The sequence below is a fragment of the Photorhabdus kleinii genome (genome assembly GCF_025384885.1).
In the GTDB taxonomy this organism is placed as follows: Bacteria; Pseudomonadota; Gammaproteobacteria; order Enterobacterales; family Enterobacteriaceae; genus Photorhabdus; species Photorhabdus kayaii.
Genome location: NZ_JAJAFY010000007.1, coordinates 64,112 through 88,238 on the forward strand (window position 1 = coordinate 64,112; position 24,127 = coordinate 88,238).

Sequence of the window (24,127 nt, forward strand, 5' to 3'; positions counted from 1 at the left end):
AAAAAACACAGTTGCTGAATTGTCATTTATTTAGACTGTTTTTCGAGTACAATCAAGACACAGCAATAACTATTTTAATGTTAATATGAACATAACTCTGCATTAAAACCCATAGCCGAAAAAATATGAATTTAGAATCCATTATCAAGCTAACCGCTGATGATATGGCAGCGGTAAATGAAACCATTCTTAGTCAGTTGAATTCTGACGTTACTCTTATCAATCAGTTGGGCTACTACATAATCAGTGGTGGTGGAAAACGCATTCGCCCAATCATTGCCATCCTGGCTAGCAGAGCATTGGGTTATCAGGGTGATAAGCATATTACTGTTGCTGCATTAATTGAATTTATCCACACAGCGACTCTGTTACATGATGATGTAGTGGATGAATCAGACATGCGACGTGGCAAAGCGACTGCCAATGCCATGTTTGGTAATGCAGCAAGCGTGCTGGTTGGTGATTTTATATACACGCGCTCTTTCCAGATGATGACAGCGCTTAACTCCATGCGAGTTCTTAAATTGATGTCAGAGGCAACCAATGTTATCGCTGAAGGCGAAGTTTTACAGTTGATGAACTGCAATGATCCAAATATTTCTGAAGATGATTATATGCGGGTGATTTACAGTAAAACAGCCCGATTGTTTGAAGTCGCCGCGCACTCTTCCGCAATTCTATCTAACGCCACCCCAGAGCAAGAAATGGCTTTACAAAATTACGGACGTTATTTAGGTACTGCATTCCAGTTGATTGATGATTTACTGGATTATAATGCTGATAGCGATACATTAGGCAAAAACACCGGTGATGATCTTAACGAAGGTAAACCGACATTGCCCTTGCTACACGCTATGAATCATGGCACTCCAGAACAATCAGCACTTATCCGTGAAGCAATTAAAAAAGGTAATGGCCGCCATTTACTCGAAACCGTACTAACAACCATGAAACAGTGCGGTTCACTGGAATATACCCGTAAACGAGCAGAGGAAGAAGCAGATAAAGCAATAGCTGCTTTGCAGGCACTGGAAAACTCCCCATACAAGCAAGCACTCGTGGGGTTAGCCCATATTGCCGTACAACGCCTTTCTTAATCGATAGAACGAAACCTGGGGTTAATCTGACTCCAGGTTTTTTTCTGCGTCTTCAACACCTACATCAATATAACCAATAAGTTTTGCGAGCCCCTCCCGAAGAATAAATTTCACAATTTTTTCCCGCTCAACTTTAGTTAATTGATAGTAAGCCTCAATCCAAATTAAGAATGGGTCTTGTCGTTTGTTTGTATAATCAATAGTACTTTCCCCTACGGATAGCACATTAAGTACATCTTCAGGCAAACTATTTATATGATATTCAAGAGCCTTGCCCTGAACACCCCGTTTACGTCTATATTCCCATCCTTCCCGCCTCGCCATCAGATTTATCCCCTGTGGCGAAGAAGGAAGTCCGGCAATACCAACCAGCTCTTTAGCTGAGTACCATTCTTTTTTCATACTTTTCTTCTCACTTTGCACCGGGATAATGAAGAAGAATCCAAGTTAGTTGGCATTTCTAATTTCCAAAAATGGGCTAAATAACAGAAAGTTTTTCTAAAAAACTTCTGATACCATCCCGTAAAATTATGGCTATCACAGCCTGTTTCTCAGATTCTGATAACTGATGAAAAGCACCAACCCAAATCGACAAAGGATCTTGCTTCTGCACCTGATATTCAGAAGATGATTCATGAAGCTCCAATGCTGCAATGGTCGTTTCCGGGAAACAGGAGTAGTGATACTCGACTGCTTTACCTTGTACACCTTGTCTTTTCTGACGTAACCACTCCTCTCGCTTTGCTCTGGCATTAACTCCTTGTGGTGATCCAGGTAACTCACCCACGCCGATTAACTCCTTGGCCGAATACCACTCTTTTTTCATCACGTTTCTCTATTTTTGTAACCAAGTTCAAAAAAGAAGTTTTTAAGAAAAAATTTGGAAATACTTTTGGAAAAATAATGCTATTTTATTTCTCAATAACAGGTTTAAGTTCGTTATTGCTCTCATGCATACCTGTTATTTATACCACTAACATAGCATCAAATTTAATAAAAAAAGGATTAAAAATGATTTCAAGGAAATCTGATTGGCATCCTGCCGATATAATTGCAGCTTTACGCAAGCGGGGAACAACCTTAGCTGAGGTATCACGCAGAGCAGGACTCAGCTCATCGACCCTGGCGAATGCACTATCTCGTCCGTGGCCAAAGGGAGAATGGATAATTGCGAATTATCTGGAAATACACCCTTCAGAAATTTGGCCAAGTCGTTATTTTGATCCAAATACTGGAGAATTATTAGAAAGGAAAGTACGCGAACAAACAAATAATTAGCTAACGAATTATATTAGCTGAACAAAAACCGCCGGTAATTCGCTATACCAGCGGTTTTATTGTTTCATAGATATATATTTTTTATTTATAAAATATATTAATTAGTTATTAATAAATTTTTCGCCTAATTCTATATCTTTTCTCAATACATCTAGCATGCCTTCCAGTGCTTTCTGTTCAAAATCACTCAGCTCACCAACGTTCAAACGCTCTTCTACGCCATTTTTACCCAAACGAACTGGCTGGGCAAAGAAGCGAGCATATTTACCATCACCTTCAATATAAGCACATTCCACAACATCACTTTCACCTTGTAAGCCACGGACCAAAGAGAGGCCCAGACGAGCCGCAGCTTGCCCCATAGACAGAGTTGCAGATCCTCCACCCGCCTTAGCCTCAACGACTTCAGTACCGGCATTCTGAATACGCTTAGTTAAGGCAGCCAGCTCTTCATCAGTAAAGCTCACACCAGGGATCTGAGACAACAGAGGTAAGATTGTCACACCAGAATGACCACCGATAACGGGTACTTCGATTTCCTGTGGTTTTTTACCTTTCAATTCAGCAACAAAAGTATTAGAGCGAATAACATCCAGCGTTGTAACACCAAACAGGCGGTTTTTGTCATATACACCTGCTTTTTTCAGCGCTTCGGCTGCAATAGCCACAGTTGTGTTGACTGGATTAGTAATAATCCCAATCAGTGCTTTCGGGCAAGTTTTAGCCACTTGTTCTACCAGGTTACGAACGATCCCCGCATTAACATTAAACAGATCTGAACGATCCATACCTGGTTTACGGGCAACCCCAGCAGAAATCAATACAACATTTGCTCCTTCCAACGCTGGAGTTGCATCTTCACCAGCAAAGCCTTTAATTTTCACTTCCGTTGGAATGTGGCTCAGATCAACAGCCACCCCAGGTGTCACTGGAGCGATATCATATAAAGAAAGTTCTGAACCTGAAGGAAGCTGGGTTTTTAGTAGAAGAGCAAGCGCCTGACCAATACCACCGGCTGCACCGAGAACTGCAACTTTCATCCTGATACTCCTTAAATCGTTTATACTTTAAAATGCTGTGAATTCATCTAGTTAAGAACCATAGATTACTACGTTTTTGAAAACAATCGGTTAACAACCAAATTGTGGACTTACGCTCTAATAGTGGGACGCAAAAGTCGCCGTATTCTAGGCAAAATGCTTATCTGTTAATGAGATAACGGACACTATTTTGAGAATTTCCTTATGATTTTACGAAACAATTGGCTAAATACCTTACACCCAACAACAACGCCAAACAACATCATTTGATTAACAATATATTTACTTGATAACCGGCTAAAAAAGCAAATTTCCATATTCATATTTTATGAATTTCTATATAACATAAGACCAACTTTGCACGGTTCAAATTGGCTATAAAATCATTATTATTGCATAAAAATTCATTTATATGCATAATACAAGTTTCATAGCTGATTGAATATGGTGAAATATGCGCACTCCCTCTAAACAGGAAGACTTAGTAAAAGCTTTCAAGGCGTTATTGAAAGAAGAAAAATTTAGCTCTCAAGGTGAAATTGTCACTGCTTTACTGGAAGAAGGTTTTGAGAACATTAACCAATCCAAAGTCTCTAGAATGCTGACTAAATTTGGTGCTGTTCGCACCCGTAATGCTAAAATGGAGATGGTTTACTGCCTGCCTGCTGAGCTTGGTGTTCCTACTGCCACTAGCCCACTAAAAAATCTAGTATTAGACGTTGATTACAACCATCCTATAGTTGTGATTCGCACAAGCCCTGGTGCTGCTCAACTTATTGCTCGTCTGCTAGATTCTCTTGGTAAATCAGAAGGTATACTCGGCAGTATTGCAGGTGATGACACCATCTTCGTTACACTCACCAGAGATTCCACAACAGAACAGCTGCGTGGAGCCATCCTTGGGTTGTTCGAACAAGAGCTTTAAATGAACGCGCCAACATGGCGCGATTCATTTTCCCACTGCTATTCTCAGGATTGATAAGCTTTTTTATTCAGCTTAGAGAGTAATTTTTCATGAATATCACCAAACCCTCCATTACTCATAACCAGAATATGATCCCCCTGCTGCGCCTTATCAACAATCATATGCACCAGTGAATCTATATCAGCACTCCAATACGCTGGCTGAACACAGTGATCTGCAATTTCTGATACGTGCCATTTAATGTTAGCTGGCTGGAATAAAAATACTTTATCAGCACGCCCTAATGCTGGTGCGATCTCATTCTTACTCACACCCATTTTCATCGTATTTGAACGCGGTTCCAGTACGGTAATAATACGGGCTGTTCCTCCAACCTTACTACGCAGGGCTTCGAGTGTTGCCAGAATTGCTGTCGGGTGATGAGCAAAATCATCATAAACAGCAACACCGTTTTCCTCACCACGTAGTTCAAGGCGACGACGGGCATTAATAAATTCACTTAAAGCACAACAGGCATCTGCGGGCTGGACACCAACATGATGTGCAGCAGCAATTGCAATCAACCCATTGCGCATATTATGTTCACCCACCAGCGACCCGTTCACTTCTCCGACAACTTTGCCACCATAAAACACCTGATAATGACGGCTGTCTGTACTGATCTTTTTTGCCTGCCAGTTACCGGTTTCACCCACTAGTTCCAACTCACTCCAACAGCCCATAGACAAAACCTGTTTCAGGTTAATATCGTTATCCGGGACAAGAATCTTACCACTACCCGGAACGATCCTGACAAGATGGTGGAACTGCCTCTGAATAGCAGCCAGATCGCCAAAAATATCGCCATGATCGAATTCCAGATTGTTCATGATCAGCGTACGTGGGCTGTAATGCACAAACTTAGATCGTTTATCAAAAAAAGCGCTGTCATATTCATCAGCTTCTATTACGAAAAACGAGCTTTCCCCGATCTGAGCTGATGTTTCAAAATTCCCCGGAACACCACCGATTAAGAAACCTGGTTTATAACCACAAGCTTCCAAAATCCAGGCTAACATACCCGCAGTTGTTGTCTTGCCATGCGTCCCTGCAACCGCCAGCACCCAACGTTCTGACAAAACATAATCATGCAGCCATTGTGGGCCAGAAGTATAAGGGAACCCACGCTCCAGCACAGCTTCTACACAAGGATTCCCACGGCTCATAATGTTACCGATGATGACCATATCTGGCACAGAATCCAACTGTGCCGGGTCATATCCCTGAATCAGATTAATCCCATGTTTTTCCAGTAAGGTACTCATTGGTGGATAAACATTGGCATCAGAACCAGTCACTTCATGACCAAGAGAACGAGCCAAAATTGCCAGTCCCCCCATAAAAGTGCCGCAGATACCAAGAATATGAATACGCATTGATTTCCTATTCCATAGCATGAAGTTAGCCACTATTCTAACCATCAAAAGCAAGATAAGAAATGGAATAGCCTATGAATCATCCCTTTCTTTGGCTAAACTGCCCGCGTAAGAGTGCAATGGACACTCTAAAACCACTATCAAATCACATTCAGGACTTTCGTCATGAAAACATTAGGCGAATTCATCGTCGAAAAGCAGCACGATTTTTCTCACGCTACAGGTGAACTCACTGCATTGCTTTCCGCTATTAAGCTCGGAGCAAAAATCATTCACCGTGATATCAACAAAGCCGGTTTAGTGGATATTTTAGGAACCAGCGGTGTGTCCAATATCCAAGGCGAGGTGCAGATGAAACTGGACCTGTATGCTAATGAAAAACTCAAAGCAGCACTGAAAGCACGCGGTGAAGTTGCGGGGATCGCTTCAGAGGAAGAAGATGATATTGTTATTTTCGAAGGAGACCGCGCTGAAAACGCAAAATATGTTGTTTTGATGGACCCATTAGATGGTTCTTCAAATATTGATGTAAACGTTTCCGTCGGTACTATCTTCTCTATCTACCGCCGTATTACCCCCATCGGCCAGCCAGTGACTGAAAAAGATTTCCTGCAACCAGGTCATCGTCAAGTCGCCGCCGGGTATGTTGTTTACGGTTCTTCAACTATGCTGGTCTACACCACCGGCTGTGGGGTACACGCCTTTACTTACGATCCTTCTTTGGGAGTATTTTGTCTTTCCCATGAGAAAGTTCAGTTCCCACCCAATGGCAATATGTATTCCATCAACGAAGGGAATTACATCAAATTCCCTATGGGGGTGAAGAAATACATCAAATATTGCCAGGAACAAGATGAAGCAACTCAGCGCCCTTATACCACCCGTTATATTGGTTCGCTGGTTGCTGATTTCCACCGCAATTTACTGAAAGGCGGCATCTACATTTACCCAAGTACCGCCAGCCATCCATCAGGAAAATTACGCCTGCTGTATGAGTGTAATCCAATGGCATTCCTGGCTGAACAAGCTGGCGGTAAAGCCAGTGATGGAGCTAATCGCATTCTGGATATCATCCCATCCAAACTGCATCAACGCGTCCCTTTCTTTGTGGGCAGTAAATCGATGGTAGAGAAAGCCGAGAGTTTTATGGCTGAGTTCCCAGATGAGTAATTTCATCGGTTAATGACGGATAAGCGGCGGGATTTTTCGTCGCTTTTTTAATTTTAACTAATGAGGTTAAAATACCCCTGCTTACTTGTCAGAAAAATGGAGAGTACTTTAAAAAATGTTTTGGCTATAATACTCCCCACTCTATTCTGGTTTGAAATAAAGGAAACTTTCATGAGCCTGAACTTAGTACCAGCAGGAAAAAAACTGCCTGAAGATATCTATGTCATTATTGAGATCCCTGCAAATGCAGATCCGATTAAATATGAAATTGATAAAGAATCTGGTGCGCTGTTTGTAGACCGTTTTATGTCTACCACGATGTTCTATCCATGCAACTATGGTTACATCAACAACACTTTATCTCTGGATGGTGACCCGGTTGATGTTCTGGTTCCCACACCATACCCACTACAACCAGGTTCTGTGATCCGTTGCCGTCCGGTTGGCGTTCTGAAAATGACTGATGAATCAGGTGAAGACGCGAAACTGGTTGCAGTTCCACATAGCAAACTAACCAAAGAGTATGATCACATTAAAGATGTGACTGATTTACCAGAACTACTGCGCGCTCAGATCACTCACTTCTTTGAGCGCTATAAAGATCTGGAAAAAGGTAAATGGGTTAAAGTTGATGGTTGGGATAATGTCGAAGCTGCTAAAGCAGAAATTATCTCCTCTTTCGAACGGGCCGCTAAGAAATAACTTTTCTCTGTTTAAATAATTAAAAAACCTCTGGGGAACATCACCGGCAGAGGTTTTTTAATACCATACTCCCTTTTTATGACAAAAAAGGATTTTTATTTACTCTTCCACATGGCGCTTCAACCAGTCACCACTTTTTATCCGCCGTAAACCGGTTATTGGAAACTGATAAAGATATATCCATGCATTGCCATACGGTGTCTGAATCAATTCCCTTACATACTCCCGCGAATTATCTTTCAAATCATCTAATTCTGTCAGTATAGTAGAATTGATTCGATATACCTCACATTCAATACTTCCGTCACCACGGATAACGGCAGGATAATGCCCAAGGTCATATAGCTCATAGCCTTCCAGCCGATGATCACCTAACCATTGAGCATCGGTCATCCAATGATGATTGCCCTGTTTGCGCCGTAAGCTGCCATAAACAATAATTCGCATTTTTAAAACTCAAACTGATAGAGCAAATCCAATGTCTGATCAATACCAGACACCGCTTCCAGATACAACCTAGGCATTAACCTATAGCGTAAGGTTAATGTTGCTAGTGAATCAAATATACCAACACCATACTTAACTTGCAGATCTTTTGTAATCTTTCCGCTAACAACTACCTGTGATTTATCGCCAACCCCCTGAGTATCCAGTGCTAAGTCGGAAACACCAAATATTTCACCGATCTTACCCACCAACTGACCACTCTGTGCAACCCCCAAACCTATTAATATTGCCGTCATCTGTGAGTTGTCCGAGTTACTATTCTCTAACCCTTCACCACGCAACAGATAAGAAAGTGCTTCCAATTGTGATCTAACAGGCTCTGAAAAAATTTCTACTTTTGGCTGATCCGCTAAACCGCTCACCCTTACCCCTGCAATAACCCGCCCATCGGTAGAATCTGGGTTACGAATAGCCTCAATGTTAAGTAATGGCTGATCAGGTGGGCCTGAGAACATAATCAGCCCTTTACGAACGATCAGATCCTGTCCATAAGTATGGAAACGACCATCAAGAATATCAACTTGACCATTCAAACCCAGGCCTTGTTTATCTTGAACAACCATCAGATCGCCTTTAAGTTGTGCTTTAAGGCCGAAGGCACTAAGACGAACATCATCTCCTATATGAATCGTCAAGTTACTTTGAATCGGGATAGACGCTTTTTTCTGTTGTAATGGCTGAAGATTCTCATTCAATATAACTTCATCCGATGAAACCTCAACTGTCGATTCTGGCAGCTCCTTCACGGTAATACGCGCCCAAGGAATACCAACGCTACCATCCAATTTCAGCAACTGAGGAGAAGCCTCAAACACCAGAGCAGGGCTAACATCAATTTTCACCATTGGTGGAAAAACTACTCTTAACTTGTCGCCGTTAGCCGTTACTCGTGCATGCCATGCATCCACATTACGCCAGTCTGCATCACCATTTAGGTTAAGCTGACCCTTCGGCGTTTTAATAACACCATCAAGAACGGAACGTATTCCATCAAAATTCACACCAATTTGCCCTTGAGTAATATCAAATGGGATCCAATGGCCCGAAGCTTGCAGTGCACTCAAGTCTAACCGGCCAAACAATAATGGATTTCTGACATTGCCTCCCAGAAGCAGGTGAGCATTCAAATGACCTTCAGCTTTATCACCTTTTCCAAGAATCGGCTTGATTAACGCCAGTGAAATATCCTGAATATCTACATTTCCCGACAGCTTACGGCTCCCAGCAAGATCAGCAACCTGTACGCCACCGTTGAATCGGCCATTTCCCATAATCTTAAATAACCAATTCAACTCTGCTGTGCCATTCTTCAAGCCTACATTGAGTGTCAGGGTCTGGAAATCTACCGGTAATGTAGTGCCATCAACCATCTGCCTAACATGCACCCCATCACCACGCAAATTAACGTTGGCCTGAGGCAATCCGCTTTCCGCGTTCCATTTAACGTCGGCATTGCCACTGAATACACCTTTCAAATATGTTTCAGGCCCCAGTAATGGCTGAATCATAGCAAGATCCAAACGTTCAAGAACAATGGATGCACTACCGCTGGCGCCAGCTTCAATGGATTCAGGTACGCAGAGCTGCGCATGTGGATTCAGCCAACAGTGAGGGCCCACAGTGACTTTCTGCTGCTGATTAAGATAATCAAGAGTTATCGCTTTAGTTAAACGCCATTCTCCAACCGGGGTGTCAAAACGGGTATTGTTAATGCTACCTTTCCATCGCTGTTGCTTACGATCAAAACTACCATTCAATGCAAGTTGACCAGCAATCGGTTTGCCGTCAATCTTCAATTGCAAGTTGTGCTGTTTCTCATTGCCCTTAACATCCAACGTAAAATTACGGACAATCAAATCAGCTTGTTTCAACTCACTGACTTTAACAGCAAGATTCCCTTGGATCTGTTCAGCAGAACGTACATCCCCTTTCACATTCACTCGATCAATGCGCAAATCCTGCCATTTCAACCCGTTAGCATTGAGATCAACCAAAAGCTGAGGTGCTTGTATATTACCACGTAATTTCAACGTTCCATTCACGACACCGCCAAGCCCCGGAAATATACCATCCAACTTCGGTGCACGGATATCGCCATCCAGTTTCCACTGTTTGAACAATTGTCCCTGGAGATTCATTTTATTGCGCCCTAAAGCCAGCTCGAATTGAGGAATATTCCACTGACCAGCCGCGTTACCAGAAATCTTACCTTTGGCTTTTATTACGTTCTGTTTTACGTTACCGTCCAGCGTAATTTCCGGGATATGAAGCTGCCAACTACCACCGTGTAAACTACCCCGGGTAACTATTTTCCCATCGATTTTGGCTGGCCATTCCGGCCACTGTTTAGCGGTATTGATCCCAGAGAGTGTCAGCACCGCATTCCAACTTACCGCCTTACTCCAATCTGCCACACCTACCAGTTCACTCTTTCCCTGCAAAGCAGACAGGCGTAAACGGGTCAACTTAAACTGTTCTTCATTACCTTTGGCATCTAATACAAGTAATGCTGGCGGGATTTCACTACCGTTAATACCGGAACGCAATGACAAATCATAACCACTGGCCTTACCATTGAGGCGCATTTTTACGCTATCAAGCTGATATTCTGGCTTCCCCGTTAAAGGCCAACTCAGTTGCTGGCTTTCAAGCGTCACCCTCACTGGCAAACCTACCTTAGCCAGTTCCGCTTGAGCATCAAGTTTAGCACTGACAGGACCAGACAAATTCAGCCCTAAGCTGAGTTGCTCCAGTAAAGCGCCATTAAGCTTTACATTAACCTTTTGCCCTTGGATCTCTTGTCGACTTAGCTCACCTTTTATTACCAGTTTTATCGGCCATTGCTGTGCCAGAGTCGCGGAACCATTAATGGCAAGAGAACCTTGCGGCATTTTAACATTCAATTTATTGAGCTGAATCTGCTGCCCCTGATTGCTAAGTTGCAGTAAAAACTCATTGATTGTGATATTGGTATCACCCGTCAGCCGTAATTGCTTACCACTTATCCCTGCAACAGTCATATCCAGTGGAATAGGCACTTCTGGTAATGTTGCCAATAGCGGTTGAGAGAATAATTTTTTCAAAATTTCTCCCAACGATTTTTCCAGTTCGGTCCCTCGTTTCGCTTTCTCCTCTGCTTCCGCTATTTTCAGCCGTTCAGGGGGAGTTTTTGGCAGTCCCACCAGCAACCCATTAATTTTCGTTGGCTTAAGCGTTAATGCCTTTTGCTGCCACTGAGCTGCGGTTCTAAATTCATCAAGGGCAAATACCACGCCATTTACAGTGACAGTGGCATTTTTAACGGACAACAAATCAAGTGAAATCGGATATGGTGTCCTCAGTTCAGTTAAAGGTGCTGACTTTGGCGACGATTCTCCCGCAGGTGGCAATCGTTTGGTATTAATTGCAACTATTACGCCTTCTGTCGTTAATGCATTAATACATAACTGACTGTTTTTAAAGCAGGAAAGACGAAGCGAAAGGTGGAGTTGATTCACATTGACATCAACACCAGGCATTTGATACTTAACGCCTTTCAGGGTCAAATCACGCCAACCGCCACTGACGCTGGCTATATCTAGTCCCGGTACCCAACGAGCAGCACTATTAATCATAAAATGCAGGCCAGATTGCGTTCCTACCAACCCGGCAACAACAATAACCAACAAAGTCACCATCAGCAGAAAAGTAATACTGACCTTTTTAATCCATCTCATAATTCAGATCCTAACCCGATGTAAAACTGGATATTACGGGATTCTGAATCCCCTATTGGTCTGGCAAGGTCAAATTTAATGGGTCCGACCGGAGAAGCCCAACGCACACCAACACCCACGCCGGTTTTAAAATTGCTCTTTCTAATGTCATTAATGGCTTCACCGGTATCAACAAAAACAGCACTCCACCAATTACCCGTTACGTTATATTGGTACTCAAGTGAACCCACAACTAGTGAGGACGCACCGGTCAATTTTCCTTTATCGTCTTTAGGGGAAATTTTCTGATATCTGTAACCACGAACACTGTGATCACCACCAGCGAAAAAGCGTAAGTCGGGTGGAACCTTCTCGAATGCATTGGTTTCTATCCAACCCAAATTACCCCGAGCAACAAAACGGTGATTATCCCAATAAGTTCTGATCCAAACGTTTTGCGCCTGTAACACCAAGAAATCAACATCAGAACCCCAAAAAGTATCAGAGATATCAATAGAATAGCGCTGGCTATCGCCCCAATAAGGCATCGTTCCTCCACGCTGGCGAATACGGCTAACATTCGCTCCTGGGTACAATAACATTGCCGTATTGGTGACATTAGCCTGAGTAAAGTGGCTGAGACTCCAACGCATATTGATCCCATACTGCCAACCCGTTGAAAGATCCCAATTACGGGAAAGATTTACTGTCGCGGTATCTGATACGGTATCGTTGATATCTTTACGCTTATACCCCGTCTGCAATGCGTAATATTGCTCTAACGGATTCATCTTCAGCGGCATTTTATAGGTAGCATCAATAACCTGTTCAGGTGCAGAAAGGTTGATGCTGGTGCTAAGGCTGTGTCCACGGGAATTAAGCCACGGTTTTGTCCATTTCGCCTTTACCCGTGGCCCTACATCAGATCCATAACCCCCACCCAGTTCAACATAGTTTTTGGAACGTGGAGTTAATACCGCTTCAAGAGGAAGCATTCCGTCACCATTTTTTCTAGCGGTATTAAAATCCGGTGAGACTACTGCTGAATTAAACCAGCCAGTTTCTGCTAACCGCCGATTCAATTCGGCCAATTGTTCAGAGGTATAAAAATCCCCTTCTTCGAATGGAACTAGATGATTCAAATAGTCTTCGCGGATCTGTGAACCACGATAACGCACCTGACCAAAGTGATAACGCTCACCGCTATTAAAAACAAAGTCCCAGAATGCCTCATGCCGTTCTTTGGCAACACCCAATTGGCTCTTTTTCATAACCGCGTCAAAATAACCTTTCCTAATAGCGAGCCCGGTCAGAGAACCTTTAAGGTTTTCATATTCATCATGATTTAGAATCGTTCCTTTCTTTGGGCTTTTGCTTTTAACAAGTTTGGCATAATCTCCATCTGTCTTAGCCCCACCTTCCAAAACAACATTAACATCGGCAATTCTCACAGGTTCACCCGCAGTAACTTTTGCCGTTAATACCGAGCGAGCTGGCGGTTTATTTTCCTGATAGGTAAATTCGATAATAGGTTCATAATAACCAAGCGGGCGCAAGCCTTCACGAATCGCTTTATCTACACGAGATCGAAAACGGCCATCTGGCGCAACTTCGTCAGTGCTGATAGTGGAGAGATGAATTCGGGCATTTTTTTCCAACTTACCTGTTAATCCTTCTATTTTCAGACGAAGATTAGCACTATGAGCAATGGGAGTTACGATAGACACACAAAGAAAGCATAAAACGGGGTATCTCGACACGCGAACTCCTAACCTGATCGGAATAATTTAACTATAATCAATTTATCTTGAGTAAAGTTTACAATATATACAATCTATCAATATCTGAAAACTTAATAATTACGGGAGTGAATTGTGCCAACTTCAGCTAATAAAAGCCTATCTATTGATCCTCATAGTGCATTACCAGGCAGAACTGAGCCACTTAAGGTTTCACCTAACCATGCTGTTACCGATCATACGATAGAACCTGTTCCAGAAAATATGGAAGTTGCCTATTTTGGTATGGGATGCTTCTGGGGCGTAGAACGCCTATTCTGGCAACAACCTGATATTTACACCACCTCCGCAGGTTATAGCGGCGGTACAACACCGAATCCAACTTACGAAGAAGTTTGTAACGGCCTGACCGGACATGCCGAGGTTGTTAGAATTGTTTACGATCCAGCAAAAAACAACTACGAAAACTTATTAAAACTTTTCTGGGAAAACCACGATCCAGCTCAAGGGATGCGCCAGGGCGGGGATATTGGCTCTCAGTATCGCTCCGCGATTTATACCGTGTCACCTCAGCAACATGAATTGGCATTAGCCAGCCGTGAACGTTTCCAAAAAGCAATGCAACAACAAGGCGATAACCGTCCTATTACAACGGAGATCACAGAAGCGGGGCCATTCTATTTCGCTGAAGACTATCACCAACAGTATCTATTTAAGAATCCTGAGGGGTATTGCGGGCTAGGCGGTATTGGTGTTTGCCTACCCAAAATGAACAAAAACTAGCCGCCACATTTAATTAATGTTATAATTACTAAGCTAATCAATAGCTTTCTAAGTTTTTGTTGTCACTTTTTATTTTATATGATTTTTATTGTTTCCTCCGGTGCTTTTCTAATGACAACCTATCCTACCACCGGAGGTAGAACATGGATTCCTTATGCTAAATAGTCTCTTAATAGTATTTCTATTGTGCGCGATAAGCGCCTTTTTTTCGTTATCTGAAATCTCTCTTGCTGCCTCCAGGCGAATCAAACTAAAACTGATGGCAGATGAAGGTAATGTCAACGCAGCCCATGTCCTCAAATTACAAGAAGCGCCGGGAATGTTTTTTACCGTGGTGCAAATCGGCCTAAATGCAGTGGCAATTTTGGCAGGTATTGTCGGTGAATCCGCATTCTCTCCTTCATTGAAAACGTTTTTCATGAAATTTATGCGCCCCGAATGGGCAGACCAGTTGGGCTTTATCTGCTCATTTACCATTGTGACCAGTATATTCATTTTGCTCGCTGACTTGACACCAAAACGTATCGGCATGATTAAGCCTGAAGCAGTCGCCGTGAAAATCGTTAACCCAATGCGTTTCTGTCTGACAGTTTGTCGTCCACTAGTTTGGCTATTTAATGGCCTGTCTGATCTTATCTTTAAGCTCTTTAAAATTCCGACAGCGCGTAATGAAGATATCACATCCGATGATATTTTTGCGATTGTGGAAGCAGGGGCTGTTGCTGGTGTGTTGCGTAAACAAGAGCATGAACTGATTGAAAACGTGTTCGAGCTCGAATCCCGCACAGTGCCTTCTGCCATGACCTCAAGGGAAAATATCATTTACTTCGATAAGAATGAAAGTGAGGAAAGTATCAAACAATGGGTTTCTAGCCAGCCACATTCCAAGTACCTAATATGTGATAGAGATATTGATCACGTTATCGGTTATGTGGATTCCAAAGATCTGCTTAACCGTGTCCTAAGTGGTCAAAGCCTAAGCTTCAATAAAGGTGTCCAGATCCGCAACGCGCTGATCATTCCAGATACCTTGACACTTTCAGATGCACTGGAAAGTTTTAAAGCAGCGGGTGAAGATTTCGCTATTATCCTGAATGAATATGCGTTGGTAATGGGTGTGATTACCCTTAATGATGTTATGACCACACTAATGGGTGATTTAGTCGACCAAGGACAAGAAGAGCAAATCATCATCCGTGACGAAAATTCATGGTTAGTAGAAGGAGGAACACCTATTGATGATGTACAGCGTGTACTGGATATTGATAATTTTCCTGATTCAAGTAACTATGAAACCATTGCAGGTTTCATGATGTTTCGGTTGCGTAAAATTCCAAAGCGTACTGATTCAGTTAAGTTTGCTGGTTACAAATTTGAAGTTGTCGATATTGATAACTACAAAATCGATCAGCTATTAGTCACAAAAATCACTGATACTCTCACCACGACACCAACGCAAAACCTGCCTATCAGTGATGATAAATAAAAACGGCCTATTCTTGAGCTAAGGCCGTTTAGTATTCTCATGTTAAGCGCCACTTATTGTTATTTTGTGGCGCAGATTACACCAGTATGCACCCGATTCTTTTTCGTTATCTATCCTATTTCGGCCTGCAAACGTAGCACTTGCTGATTGACTTCGCTCATTACACTAAAATGGCGCTTATCTCTCACCTTCGGCGGTAAAATTTTGCCGCAGTCGAATTCAAAAGCCCCCATATCTTTAATGTATAAACGTCCACGGAATAAAGTTTTAACGTAGAGAGCAATTTTCAGTGGGTTATATCGGTGAAAAATTTTCATCTCTGCTTTTTTCCTCCTAAATACTTTTTACGGTTACGTTTGGTGAACCAACTCCATACACCATACCGTTATGTAGAATAATAGACTGAATTTATCCGATTTTGTTCCCTCCATTTTTAGTTTTATGCACTGAATTTACATAAAATGACAGATATTTAGATATACATAACTATGTAACTTTATCTCTTACTTAATGTTAAAAATTTGATCTTCTTTAAAGAGATAAATCAGTTAATACCCGCTATGCTAGAGATCCATGCATTGTCACATTAACCTACAAAGGAAAAATTATGATAAAGAACTTTATGCTATATGCTGCGCTACTTTGTTCTCCTGCTTTAGCATTCGCCCACAACATCACTCTGGAACAACAGGTTCCTGCGATCAGTGTTTCTGATAAAGGTGAGTTGTTACTCAACAATAACAAGTTTAGCTACCAAAATTGGGATAGTGGAAAACTGATTGGTAAAGTGAGAGTCATACAACATATTGCAGGTCGTAGTGCAGCTAAAGAGATGAATGCTCCACTGATAGAAGAAATAAAACGCGCTGATTTTTCAAAAGAAAAATACCAAACAACCACCATCATCAATATCAATGATGCAATATTCGGCACTGGACCATTTGTCCGCAGCAGTATTGAAGATAGCAAAAGAGAGTTTCCGTGGTCTCAGTTTATCGCTGACAGCAACGGTGTGGTCAAAAAAGCTTGGCAGTTGGAAGCTAAAAGTTCTGCCATTATTGTCCTGGACAAAAATGGCGTAGCGAAGTTTACCAAAGAAGGTGCGTTAAACGGTAGTGAAATCAAACAGGTCATTGAATTAGTCCGTAAGGAACTACAGTAAAAACATCCGTGGTGATAACGACTTACAGGTATGTTTTCGTTTGCCCTTATCACCACAATTCCGCTGAAAAACAAATCTACTAGAAAACAACCACGATTAAAAAATCGTTACTCTAAATCCCGGATTCAGGAATGATTCACGAGGCGTATAATCTAGCGTCTGGCCTTTCCAGTTGGTCACGTGAGCACCAGCAGCAATGGCTATAGCATGACCCGCCGCAGTATCCCAGATATGAGTGGGTCCAAAGCGAGGATAAAGTTGCGCTTTTCCTTCAGCCACCAAACAGAACTTCAGTGAAGACCCCACAGAAACCGTCTGATGTTCACCTAGCTGATTGAGATAATCTTCTAATTCTGTATCCATATGAGAGCGGCTAACGACGACCATTGGTGGATTAGCATCACGAATCTTAATCGGCAAACATTGACCTCCACAGACTTTTTTCCATGCCTGCCGCCCTTGCCCGGAATAAAGCGTATCCTGCACAGGAGCATATATCACTCCCATCACAGGAACGCCCTCATCAATCAAGGCGATATTAACCGTAAATTCACCATTACGATTAATAAATTCCTTGGTACCATCCAGAGGATCAACTAACCAATAGCGCTTCCAATCACGCCTCTCTTCCCAATTAGGAAGCTCTTCTTCCGACAACAGTGGAATTTCCGGAGCGATACGGGATAATCCGGCTTTAATTATTTTATGAGCCACAATATCAGCCATAGTCACCGGTGAATCATCTTGCTTATGATCAACTTTCAGGGGATGTTCATCCTGATAAATTGTCATAATAGCCGCACCAGCTTCCTGAGCCAGTTGGCAGATTTGTTCTAGCATCACACACCTCTGCGGTTAGTCATCTGTTATCATTTTAGACTATATTACCAATTGATCTTTTTATTGGAACGGTAAGAATTTTATTACTACTCCTAATAGCATTCCTGTCTATTTTTCAGATAAATGGCAAAAGCTAGCGGGCCAAAGACTCTATTTAAAGAAATAATTAGGAAATTGAGGGAAAGCCAGTTCATCGGCAACATCCTAGCTGAAATTTTCGATGGCTTGAAAATATCCCCCACTTTTTAAATGGGTTTGTCAGTAGTCTGAGACGGATATACCGGCTATTTTTTAATCCTACTTCTAGATAAAACTTACAGAATATCCAACAATTCCACCTCGAAAATCAGAGTGCTATATGGGGGAATCGATGCACCAGCACCACGCTCGCCATAAGCCAAATTATAAGGGATATAAAGTTCCCATTTAGAACCGACAGGCATCAACGTCAATGCTTCAATCCATCCAGCAATCACCCCATTTACAGGAAATTCAGCCGGTTCACCACGCTGTACTGAGCTGTCAAACACGGTGCCATCAATCAGACGACCCGTATAATGAACACTCACGTGGTCAGTATGGGCAGGAATTGCACCATCACCCTGTTTTAGTACAGAGAACTGTAAACCAGATTCTGTCGTGCTTATACCGTCACGCTGAGCGTTTTCTGCCAGAAACTTCTGACCCTCTTCTGCCATAGCTTGCTGACGTTCACGACGCACACCATCTGCACGTTCATGCATTTCACGTAAGGCTCGATGCAATATATCGACCGGCACCGCTGGAGAATGATTTTCCAGCGCATCACATAACCCCGCTAACAACGCTTCAGGTTCCAGACCTTGCAGGCCAGACTCCAGTAATTGCTGACCAACCTGCAAGCCAACCCCATAACTAGCTTGTGCTTCGATAGAGTCAAAAGAAAGTTTTGCCATGAAAATACCTGTGATCAAATTAAATTAGACCTGCAAGCATAACAGCGCTATGCAGCAGGGTAAACCGAAGATGTCACCAGGAAAATACATGTCGCCCAAATATATAAGAGCTAATAATAGATATAATTCTAAGTAGCATATTTATTTCTTAAAGGTTACAATATAAAAATTCAATTTTTAAAAATTTTTACTTATAATTGATTATATGAATAAAATATTTTTTATATAAAATTAATTTTATTGCAAATATTATATAATGAGGAAAATCTTATGAATAAACCATTTAATGAGATTTTATCAGAAATTAAAAAGTCCAAAACCATGCCTGAATTAGAAAAGAGGTTGTTAAACGCGATAAACTATCTGGGTTTTGAATTCTACTCAATTTATCAGGAAGAAAAATATCCATTCACGACAAAAAAATATGTTCTAATAACCAACCTAAATATAGAAACTGCAAGCAATTATAATCAAGATAATAATCACGACAGCGACCAATTAATGAATGGTGATTACACTTTCTCTATTCCGTCAGTTTGTAATGATAAAATATCAAAAGCCGCTGACTTTATGATTAAAAAATCAAATTCAAATAAAAATGAAGTTAAAAATAGTCTTTCAATAAAAATTAAAGGTTATCATGGAGAAAGGTCAATTTTTTCAGTTGCCAGAAAAGAAGGCTCTATTTCCCACAATGAAATACTTAATAAAGCAGGAGTATTAGGCATATTGGCAAATGAATGCATAAAAACATTTAATAACCTAAAAAATAAAAAGGATAAAATCATTGTTCCAACGCTCTCTACCAGAGAAGTTGAAGTCATAAGATGGACTTGTGAGGGAAAAACTTCTGCTGAAATAGCCGATATACTGGATATTTCAACAAGAACAGTTAATTTCCACATTAACAATGTCATGGAGAAATTAGTGGTTCCCAATAAAGTTGCAGCAGTTGCTAAAGCAATAGCATATAATCTAATCATATAATAATTAGAGCCCAAATAAGGCTCTAACCATACGAAATTATAAAATATAATTAGACAATATATCCCTCCATGCATCATTAATTTCATTCATCAGGGATTCACATTTGACGTGCTCATCATTAATATGTACACAAACGTAACCACAGAAATCATTATTGCTTTTTGGTGTTTCATAAACCGGTGAATTCTTATCTAAATTAATTTTTATTGCAATAATTTCGTAACATAATCTACTCAAAATATTATCAACAGATGCTAATAATAGTTCATTAACTTCTGTTTGATCGAATTTACCATTAATCTTGCCATCTTTACCTGCCAGCAAATTAATCAAAAATGCCCTTCCCTTTGCTTCAGGCAATATCATTCGATCACTAAATCCTTTGACTAAATGGTCAACCCAAATTTCCTGCAAGCTTATACCATATACCCGGTTAGCCATATCCCAAATACGCATACCCGCTGGTCTACGATTAGTTTCAACCAGAAAAGTTTCTCCCGTTTTACTATCTTGCTTAATCTCATTATGGAATGCGCCAAGAGTCTGCCCTGAAATCAGATTCATTGCCTGCCCTGCTTTATGTAATGCAATCGTATTTCTGCCATCACATTGCGCCGGAACTATTTGCCCTATTTCAACAGGAAATTCCCCTTTCTGGGAAACTTTTTGCGTTAAAAATGCCATACAACCAATACCATCGTACGAATATTCTGTATCGAAAATAATAAGTTCTTCTGCAAGAGTTTGATTACCACCAGATTGCTCAACAGATTGAGCAAAAGCCGTTGGGATTTTACTTCTATCTTTAACCGCTACCACGCCTACATTTGCCCGACCACAATTAGGCTTAATAATCACACCATACGGAACAGAATCATAAAACTCTTCTAGTTCTTTAATCTCATTAATGAAAGTATATCGAGGCGTCTTAATATGTTGTGCCGCAAGCAACGGTAATATTCGAGTTTCTTGTTGGCGAAATTGATATTTCTCAATACCTGCGAAGCTTAATTCGGGATCATCACCATAAACGTTTAATTTCTTCGCGATAACAGCAGCATACCCAGATACCGCATCCATAAAAGGAAGAATACCAGCACATGTCATATTAAGTTCAGCAAGAACTGTCATCACACTATCAACATAATTTTCTGTTCGTACAGGAATATGATAGACAAATGGTGTGACATTTTTTTCCTCACCGGACAACATATCGCTAATAATCACCAACTCAAGGGAGTAATTATATCGAATATAGTCACGAATATTGACGATTTCATTCAGCCTTGCCGGAAGATAATCAAGCACTAACAAATATTTTTTCGAACTCATATTTCCTCCATTATTGACTATTATGCAGATTAAATTTAAGCGAACGATAAGGATTAATAATGATAAACATCAATAAAACAAATGCAGAGAATATCAGATAAATACTATTGTAGGAAAAATAGTTCAGTAAATTAGCACAAATAAAACTGGTTAAAGGTGTCGCTAACTGATTCAAAACCAGCACCACACCAAGATACTGAGAAAAACGCTGCTTCGGAATAAGACTTGCTCGATAAGAGCGGGAAAAAAGATTAAAACAACCTTCCGAACCAATAACCAGTAAGAAACCTAATGTGTAAACCACAAATAACGGCCCAGTAGCAAATAGTGTCAGACCACATAACGCAATCAGAAAAGCCGTTACACCAACGATACGCACATCAAAAATCCGGCACAATTTTGGCGCAATAAAAAAAACACAACAATTCACCAGCCCCGCATAAGCCAAAAGCTGAGCATAACTCCCTTTCGGCTGTGAAAAAACACTGGTAATAACATAAACTGCCGTTGACAAAATAGCACCTTGCATCACATTCATCAGGAACGTCAGACTAATGACGCGTAACAAGGGTGGGTTTTCCATCAAGAACTTAAAAATGGCCGGCAGATTATACCCTTCTCTATTAGCGTGTTCTTCAATCCGGTTTTTCCTTTGTAGCTGAAACCATATCAAGCTACTAATCAGGAAAGGAAAAAATGCAAATGCAAATACCGCATAAACACTGAATTTATAAACCAGCACGCCGACAACTGCCGGGGCTGCAATATAGGTAAACTGTTCAACAAATTGTAAACGAGAGTTAACAGAAGGTAATTCTATTGCACTCATGTTTTTAGAGACAAAACCTTCAAGATTGACATATCCCGCCCCACTAAAAAAGGATAAAACACATGAGAGAGAAATAATGATATATACGATGCTATTATCAGAATATATAAATGAAAGGATAAAAAGAAATAAGCAAACTAATGATCGAAGAATATCACTCAGGAATAACATAACCAGAGTATGCATCCTGTCGCCCATCCAGCCAGAAATGGGGAGTGAAATCACCCTGAATAGCCGTTCAAGCCCAAAAGCAAAAGATGAAAGTGAAGCGCTATTAGTTGAGGTATATACTAATACAGGCACAGCGAACATAACAAATGCCTCTGAAAAAACAGAAAAAAAGCGAGCCAGTATGATCCTATGTATCATTAATATTACCTCAACCTTATTATCTACCCCATTAGGCTATTTTATTTATCAATTTGGCGATGAGCAAGGCTCAAACTGATTCCATCAACTACGCCTACTGGGATAGATTTTTACTATGCAATAATTAATGAACAGATTTAATCAAATAATTCCCCAAAACTAAATAATCAATATTTGTTTTCATGAAAGTTTTAATGGCATCATCAGGAGAACAAACAATCGGTTCACTATCGTTATAAGAGGTGTTCAGCAACAAAGGTACACCGGTTTTCCGATAAAATGCCTCAATCAACTGGGCATAATCTGGATTTGATGCACTATCTACCACCTGAACTCTGGCAGTACCATCTTCGTGAACCACTGCCGGAATTTTCGATGCTTTATCTACTTTAGCATCCATCGCTAACAACATATATTTTGCAGCTTCCGGTAATTCCTTCCGAACATGGAACCAATCAGCAACATGTTGACGCAATACACTAGGCGCAAATGGCCTAAACATTTCACGATGTTTAACTTTACGATTCATTAAATCGCGAATATCTTTATTTCTTGGATCAGCCAACAAACTACGATTACCTAATGCCCGCGGCCCAAATTCCATCCTCCCCTGGAACCAGCCAACGACATTATTTTCAGCCAGCAAGCCTGCGACAACTTCATGAATATTCTCTTCATATGTCCAGTCCAAACCGTGGGCCTTCAAACTACGCTGGTAATCATCTTCACTATATTCCAGACCCCAATAGGTATGCGTCAGAGGATAGCGCTGATTATTTTCAAGAATATGATGCCAAATAAATAGTGCGGCACCTGTGGCAGTCCCGGCATCATGTGCAGCAGGCTGAACAAAAATATCTTCGATATCCAACTCTTCATATAATCGTTTATTCGTTATACAATTTAATGCGACGCCACCCGCAAGGCAGAGTTTATTCGTTGCTGTTTCCTGTAAATAATGATGAGCCATATTTAACACTATTTCATCAGTTATTTGCTGGAGAGAAGCAGCAATATCATAATATTCCTGTGTCACCTCTCCACCAGGGACTCTTTTCACAATACCAAACAAAGATTCTAATTTAGAAAAGTCTTGGCTACGGAAATTGAGAACGGTGTTATCAATAGTAAACTCACCTTTCTCATAAATTTTGACGAATTGTTGGAACGCCGACATAAAACCTTCAGGCTTACCATAAGCAGACATTCCCATCACCTTACAGGCATCGTATACAGAGAAGCCCAAGAATTCTGCCAATTTTTCCCACATAAAACCGATTGAATGGGGGTATTCAATGGTTTTAATTTTTTTCAGACTATTGCCATCGCCCAGATATACCCCTGCGGTATTATCCTCTCCCACACCATCAAGTGATAAGGTTAACGCTTTATCAAATGGCGAAACAAAATAAGCAGATGCAGCATGAGCTGTGTGATGAGGAACCCAATGAAATTGGCCACGGAATCCCATTGATTGCAAAATTTCTGGTACTGAAGTGGTTTTGCGATAAAAAATGGACTCACCCGATACACTTCCCCAGCTTCCCTCATTGGTGACTTCATCAATAAAGACTGATTTTCTTCGTTCTATCGGATCAATGGAAAACCCGATATGACTCACATCTTCCAAGCGAATACCCGCAAAGTCTAATGCAACTTCAATGGAAGCCAATGGCAGTTCATCAGGATTATCAATATTTGCTGGTTTTCCGTGTTTCCTTCTATTTAGACGCTCTTCTTCAATAGCAAAAATTGTCTCTCCATCCTTTAATAAGCAAACTGCTGATTCATGGTAAACTGAATTTATACCTAAAATATACATGACTTATTATCCTC

At 41.1% G+C, this 24,127-nt stretch carries 22 protein-coding genes; 9 read left to right on the forward strand and 13 right to left on the reverse strand.

From position 1 onward, the window contains the following. Positions 1-125: 125 nt before the first annotated feature. Positions 126-1,097, forward strand: coding sequence for an octaprenyl diphosphate synthase (ispB, locus tag LG003_RS06305; protein WP_112877181.1), 972 nt, complete (start codon positions 126-128; stop codon positions 1,095-1,097). A gap of 21 nt (positions 1,098-1,118) precedes the next feature. Here ispB and LG003_RS06310 read toward each other — a convergent pair whose 3' ends face one another. Both LG003_RS06310 and LG003_RS06315 read right to left on the reverse strand, forming a co-directional pair. Beyond that, on the reverse strand, positions 1,119-1,499 hold the full coding sequence (locus LG003_RS06310) for a DNA-binding protein (RefSeq protein WP_041380418.1): 381 nt from the start codon (positions 1,497-1,499) through the stop codon (positions 1,119-1,121). Between the two features lie 76 nt (positions 1,500-1,575). Beyond that, positions 1,576-1,923: a DNA-binding protein gene (locus tag LG003_RS06315; RefSeq protein ID WP_112877180.1), complete on the reverse strand. Its 348-nt coding sequence runs from the start codon at positions 1,921-1,923 to the stop codon at positions 1,576-1,578. Between the two features lie 185 nt (positions 1,924-2,108). Between LG003_RS06315 and LG003_RS06320 the strand changes: the two genes are divergently transcribed. Continuing rightward, positions 2,109-2,375, forward strand: a complete 267-nt coding sequence (locus LG003_RS06320) for a helix-turn-helix domain-containing protein (RefSeq protein ID WP_011148622.1) — start codon at positions 2,109-2,111, stop codon at positions 2,373-2,375. A gap of 101 nt (positions 2,376-2,476) precedes the next feature. Here the strand turns inward: LG003_RS06320 and mdh are convergent, their stop codons facing one another. Further along, positions 2,477-3,415, reverse strand: a complete 939-nt coding sequence (gene mdh, locus LG003_RS06325) for a malate dehydrogenase (protein WP_262980390.1) — start codon at positions 3,413-3,415, stop codon at positions 2,477-2,479. A gap of 454 nt (positions 3,416-3,869) precedes the next feature. On the opposite strand from mdh, the gene argR reads away from it, so the two are divergent. Then, positions 3,870-4,340: a transcriptional regulator ArgR gene (argR, locus tag LG003_RS06330; protein WP_011148624.1), complete on the forward strand. Its 471-nt coding sequence runs from the start codon at positions 3,870-3,872 to the stop codon at positions 4,338-4,340. 44 nt (positions 4,341-4,384) lie between these two features. Here the strand turns inward: argR and mpl are convergent, their stop codons facing one another. Then, entirely contained in the window at positions 4,385-5,755 is a 1,371-nt protein-coding gene (gene mpl, locus LG003_RS06335) for a UDP-N-acetylmuramate:L-alanyl-gamma-D-glutamyl-meso-diaminopimelate ligase (protein ID WP_262980391.1), read from the reverse strand. Between the two features lie 165 nt (positions 5,756-5,920). Here mpl and fbp point away from each other — a divergent pair, with 165 nt between their 5' ends. Beyond that, entirely contained in the window at positions 5,921-6,925 is a 1,005-nt protein-coding gene (gene fbp / locus LG003_RS06340) for a class 1 fructose-bisphosphatase (RefSeq protein ID WP_112877177.1), read from the forward strand. Positions 6,926-7,096: 171 nt separating this feature from the next. Next, the gene (gene ppa, locus LG003_RS06345) at positions 7,097-7,627 is read left to right on the forward strand and encodes an inorganic diphosphatase (protein WP_112877176.1); all 531 of its coding nucleotides are present in this window, start codon (positions 7,097-7,099) and stop codon (positions 7,625-7,627) included. Positions 7,628-7,726: 99 nt separating this feature from the next. Here the strand turns inward: ppa and LG003_RS06350 are convergent, their stop codons facing one another. The 3 genes from LG003_RS06350 to tamA are packed head-to-tail and all read right to left on the reverse strand — an operon-like array spanning position 7,727 to position 13,589. Further along, positions 7,727-8,074, reverse strand: a complete 348-nt coding sequence (locus LG003_RS06350) for a gamma-glutamylcyclotransferase family protein (RefSeq protein WP_011148628.1) — start codon at positions 8,072-8,074, stop codon at positions 7,727-7,729. 2 nt (positions 8,075-8,076) lie between these two features. Further along, positions 8,077-11,850 carry an autotransporter assembly complex protein TamB gene (tamB, locus tag LG003_RS06355; RefSeq protein ID WP_112877175.1) on the reverse strand — a complete coding sequence of 1,258 codons (3,774 nt, stop codon included), beginning with the start codon at positions 11,848-11,850 and terminating at the stop codon, positions 8,077-8,079. Beyond that, positions 11,847-13,589 carry an autotransporter assembly complex protein TamA gene (tamA, locus tag LG003_RS06360; protein ID WP_262980392.1) on the reverse strand — a complete coding sequence of 581 codons (1,743 nt, stop codon included), beginning with the start codon at positions 13,587-13,589 and terminating at the stop codon, positions 11,847-11,849. Before tamA ends, tamB begins: the two co-directional genes overlap by 4 nt. Before the next feature lie 114 nt (positions 13,590-13,703). Between tamA and msrA the strand changes: the two genes are divergently transcribed. Then, complete coding sequence (gene msrA, locus LG003_RS06365) at positions 13,704-14,351, forward strand: peptide-methionine (S)-S-oxide reductase MsrA (RefSeq protein ID WP_390894102.1); 648 nt, start codon at positions 13,704-13,706, stop codon at positions 14,349-14,351. A gap of 154 nt (positions 14,352-14,505) precedes the next feature. After that, on the forward strand, positions 14,506-15,837 hold the full coding sequence (locus LG003_RS06370) for a hemolysin family protein (RefSeq protein WP_112894283.1): 1,332 nt from the start codon (positions 14,506-14,508) through the stop codon (positions 15,835-15,837). A 110-nt stretch (positions 15,838-15,947) separates the two neighbouring features. On the opposite strand, the gene LG003_RS06375 is transcribed toward LG003_RS06370, so the two are convergent. After that, entirely contained in the window at positions 15,948-16,154 is a 207-nt protein-coding gene (locus LG003_RS06375; RefSeq protein ID WP_011148633.1) for a DUF1107 domain-containing protein, read from the reverse strand. Positions 16,155-16,444: 290 nt separating this feature from the next. Here LG003_RS06375 and LG003_RS06380 point away from each other — a divergent pair, with 290 nt between their 5' ends. After that, positions 16,445-16,999 (forward strand): YtfJ family protein, encoded by a 555-nt coding sequence (locus LG003_RS06380; protein ID WP_112894284.1) that lies wholly within the window; start codon positions 16,445-16,447, stop codon positions 16,997-16,999. A gap of 96 nt (positions 17,000-17,095) precedes the next feature. Here the strand turns inward: LG003_RS06380 and cysQ are convergent, their stop codons facing one another. Together cysQ and LG003_RS06390 are read right to left on the reverse strand one after the other, a co-directional pair. After that, positions 17,096-17,839: a 3'(2'),5'-bisphosphate nucleotidase CysQ gene (cysQ, locus tag LG003_RS06385; RefSeq protein WP_112877170.1), complete on the reverse strand. Its 744-nt coding sequence runs from the start codon at positions 17,837-17,839 to the stop codon at positions 17,096-17,098. 314 nt (positions 17,840-18,153) lie between these two features. Beyond that, positions 18,154-18,774: a peptidylprolyl isomerase gene (locus LG003_RS06390; RefSeq protein WP_112877169.1), complete on the reverse strand. Its 621-nt coding sequence runs from the start codon at positions 18,772-18,774 to the stop codon at positions 18,154-18,156. Between the two features lie 270 nt (positions 18,775-19,044). Between LG003_RS06390 and LG003_RS06395 the strand changes: the two genes are divergently transcribed. Then, positions 19,045-19,761 carry a helix-turn-helix transcriptional regulator gene (locus tag LG003_RS06395; protein ID WP_112877168.1) on the forward strand — a complete coding sequence of 239 codons (717 nt, stop codon included), beginning with the start codon at positions 19,045-19,047 and terminating at the stop codon, positions 19,759-19,761. A 36-nt stretch (positions 19,762-19,797) separates the two neighbouring features. On the opposite strand, the gene LG003_RS06400 is transcribed toward LG003_RS06395, so the two are convergent. The 3 genes from LG003_RS06400 to LG003_RS06410 all read right to left on the reverse strand — a co-directional run bounded on the left by LG003_RS06400 (position 19,798) and on the right by LG003_RS06410 (position 24,113). Further along, on the reverse strand, positions 19,798-21,093 hold the full coding sequence (locus LG003_RS06400; RefSeq protein WP_112877167.1) for an ATP-grasp domain-containing protein: 1,296 nt from the start codon (positions 21,091-21,093) through the stop codon (positions 19,798-19,800). Between the two features lie 10 nt (positions 21,094-21,103). Continuing rightward, the gene (locus LG003_RS06405; RefSeq protein WP_112894289.1) at positions 21,104-22,291 is read right to left on the reverse strand and encodes an MFS transporter; all 1,188 of its coding nucleotides are present in this window, start codon (positions 22,289-22,291) and stop codon (positions 21,104-21,106) included. Positions 22,292-22,415: 124 nt separating this feature from the next. Continuing rightward, positions 22,416-24,113 (reverse strand): carbamoyltransferase family protein, encoded by a 1,698-nt coding sequence (locus LG003_RS06410; protein ID WP_112877165.1) that lies wholly within the window; start codon positions 24,111-24,113, stop codon positions 22,416-22,418. Positions 24,114-24,127 lie beyond the last annotated feature (14 nt).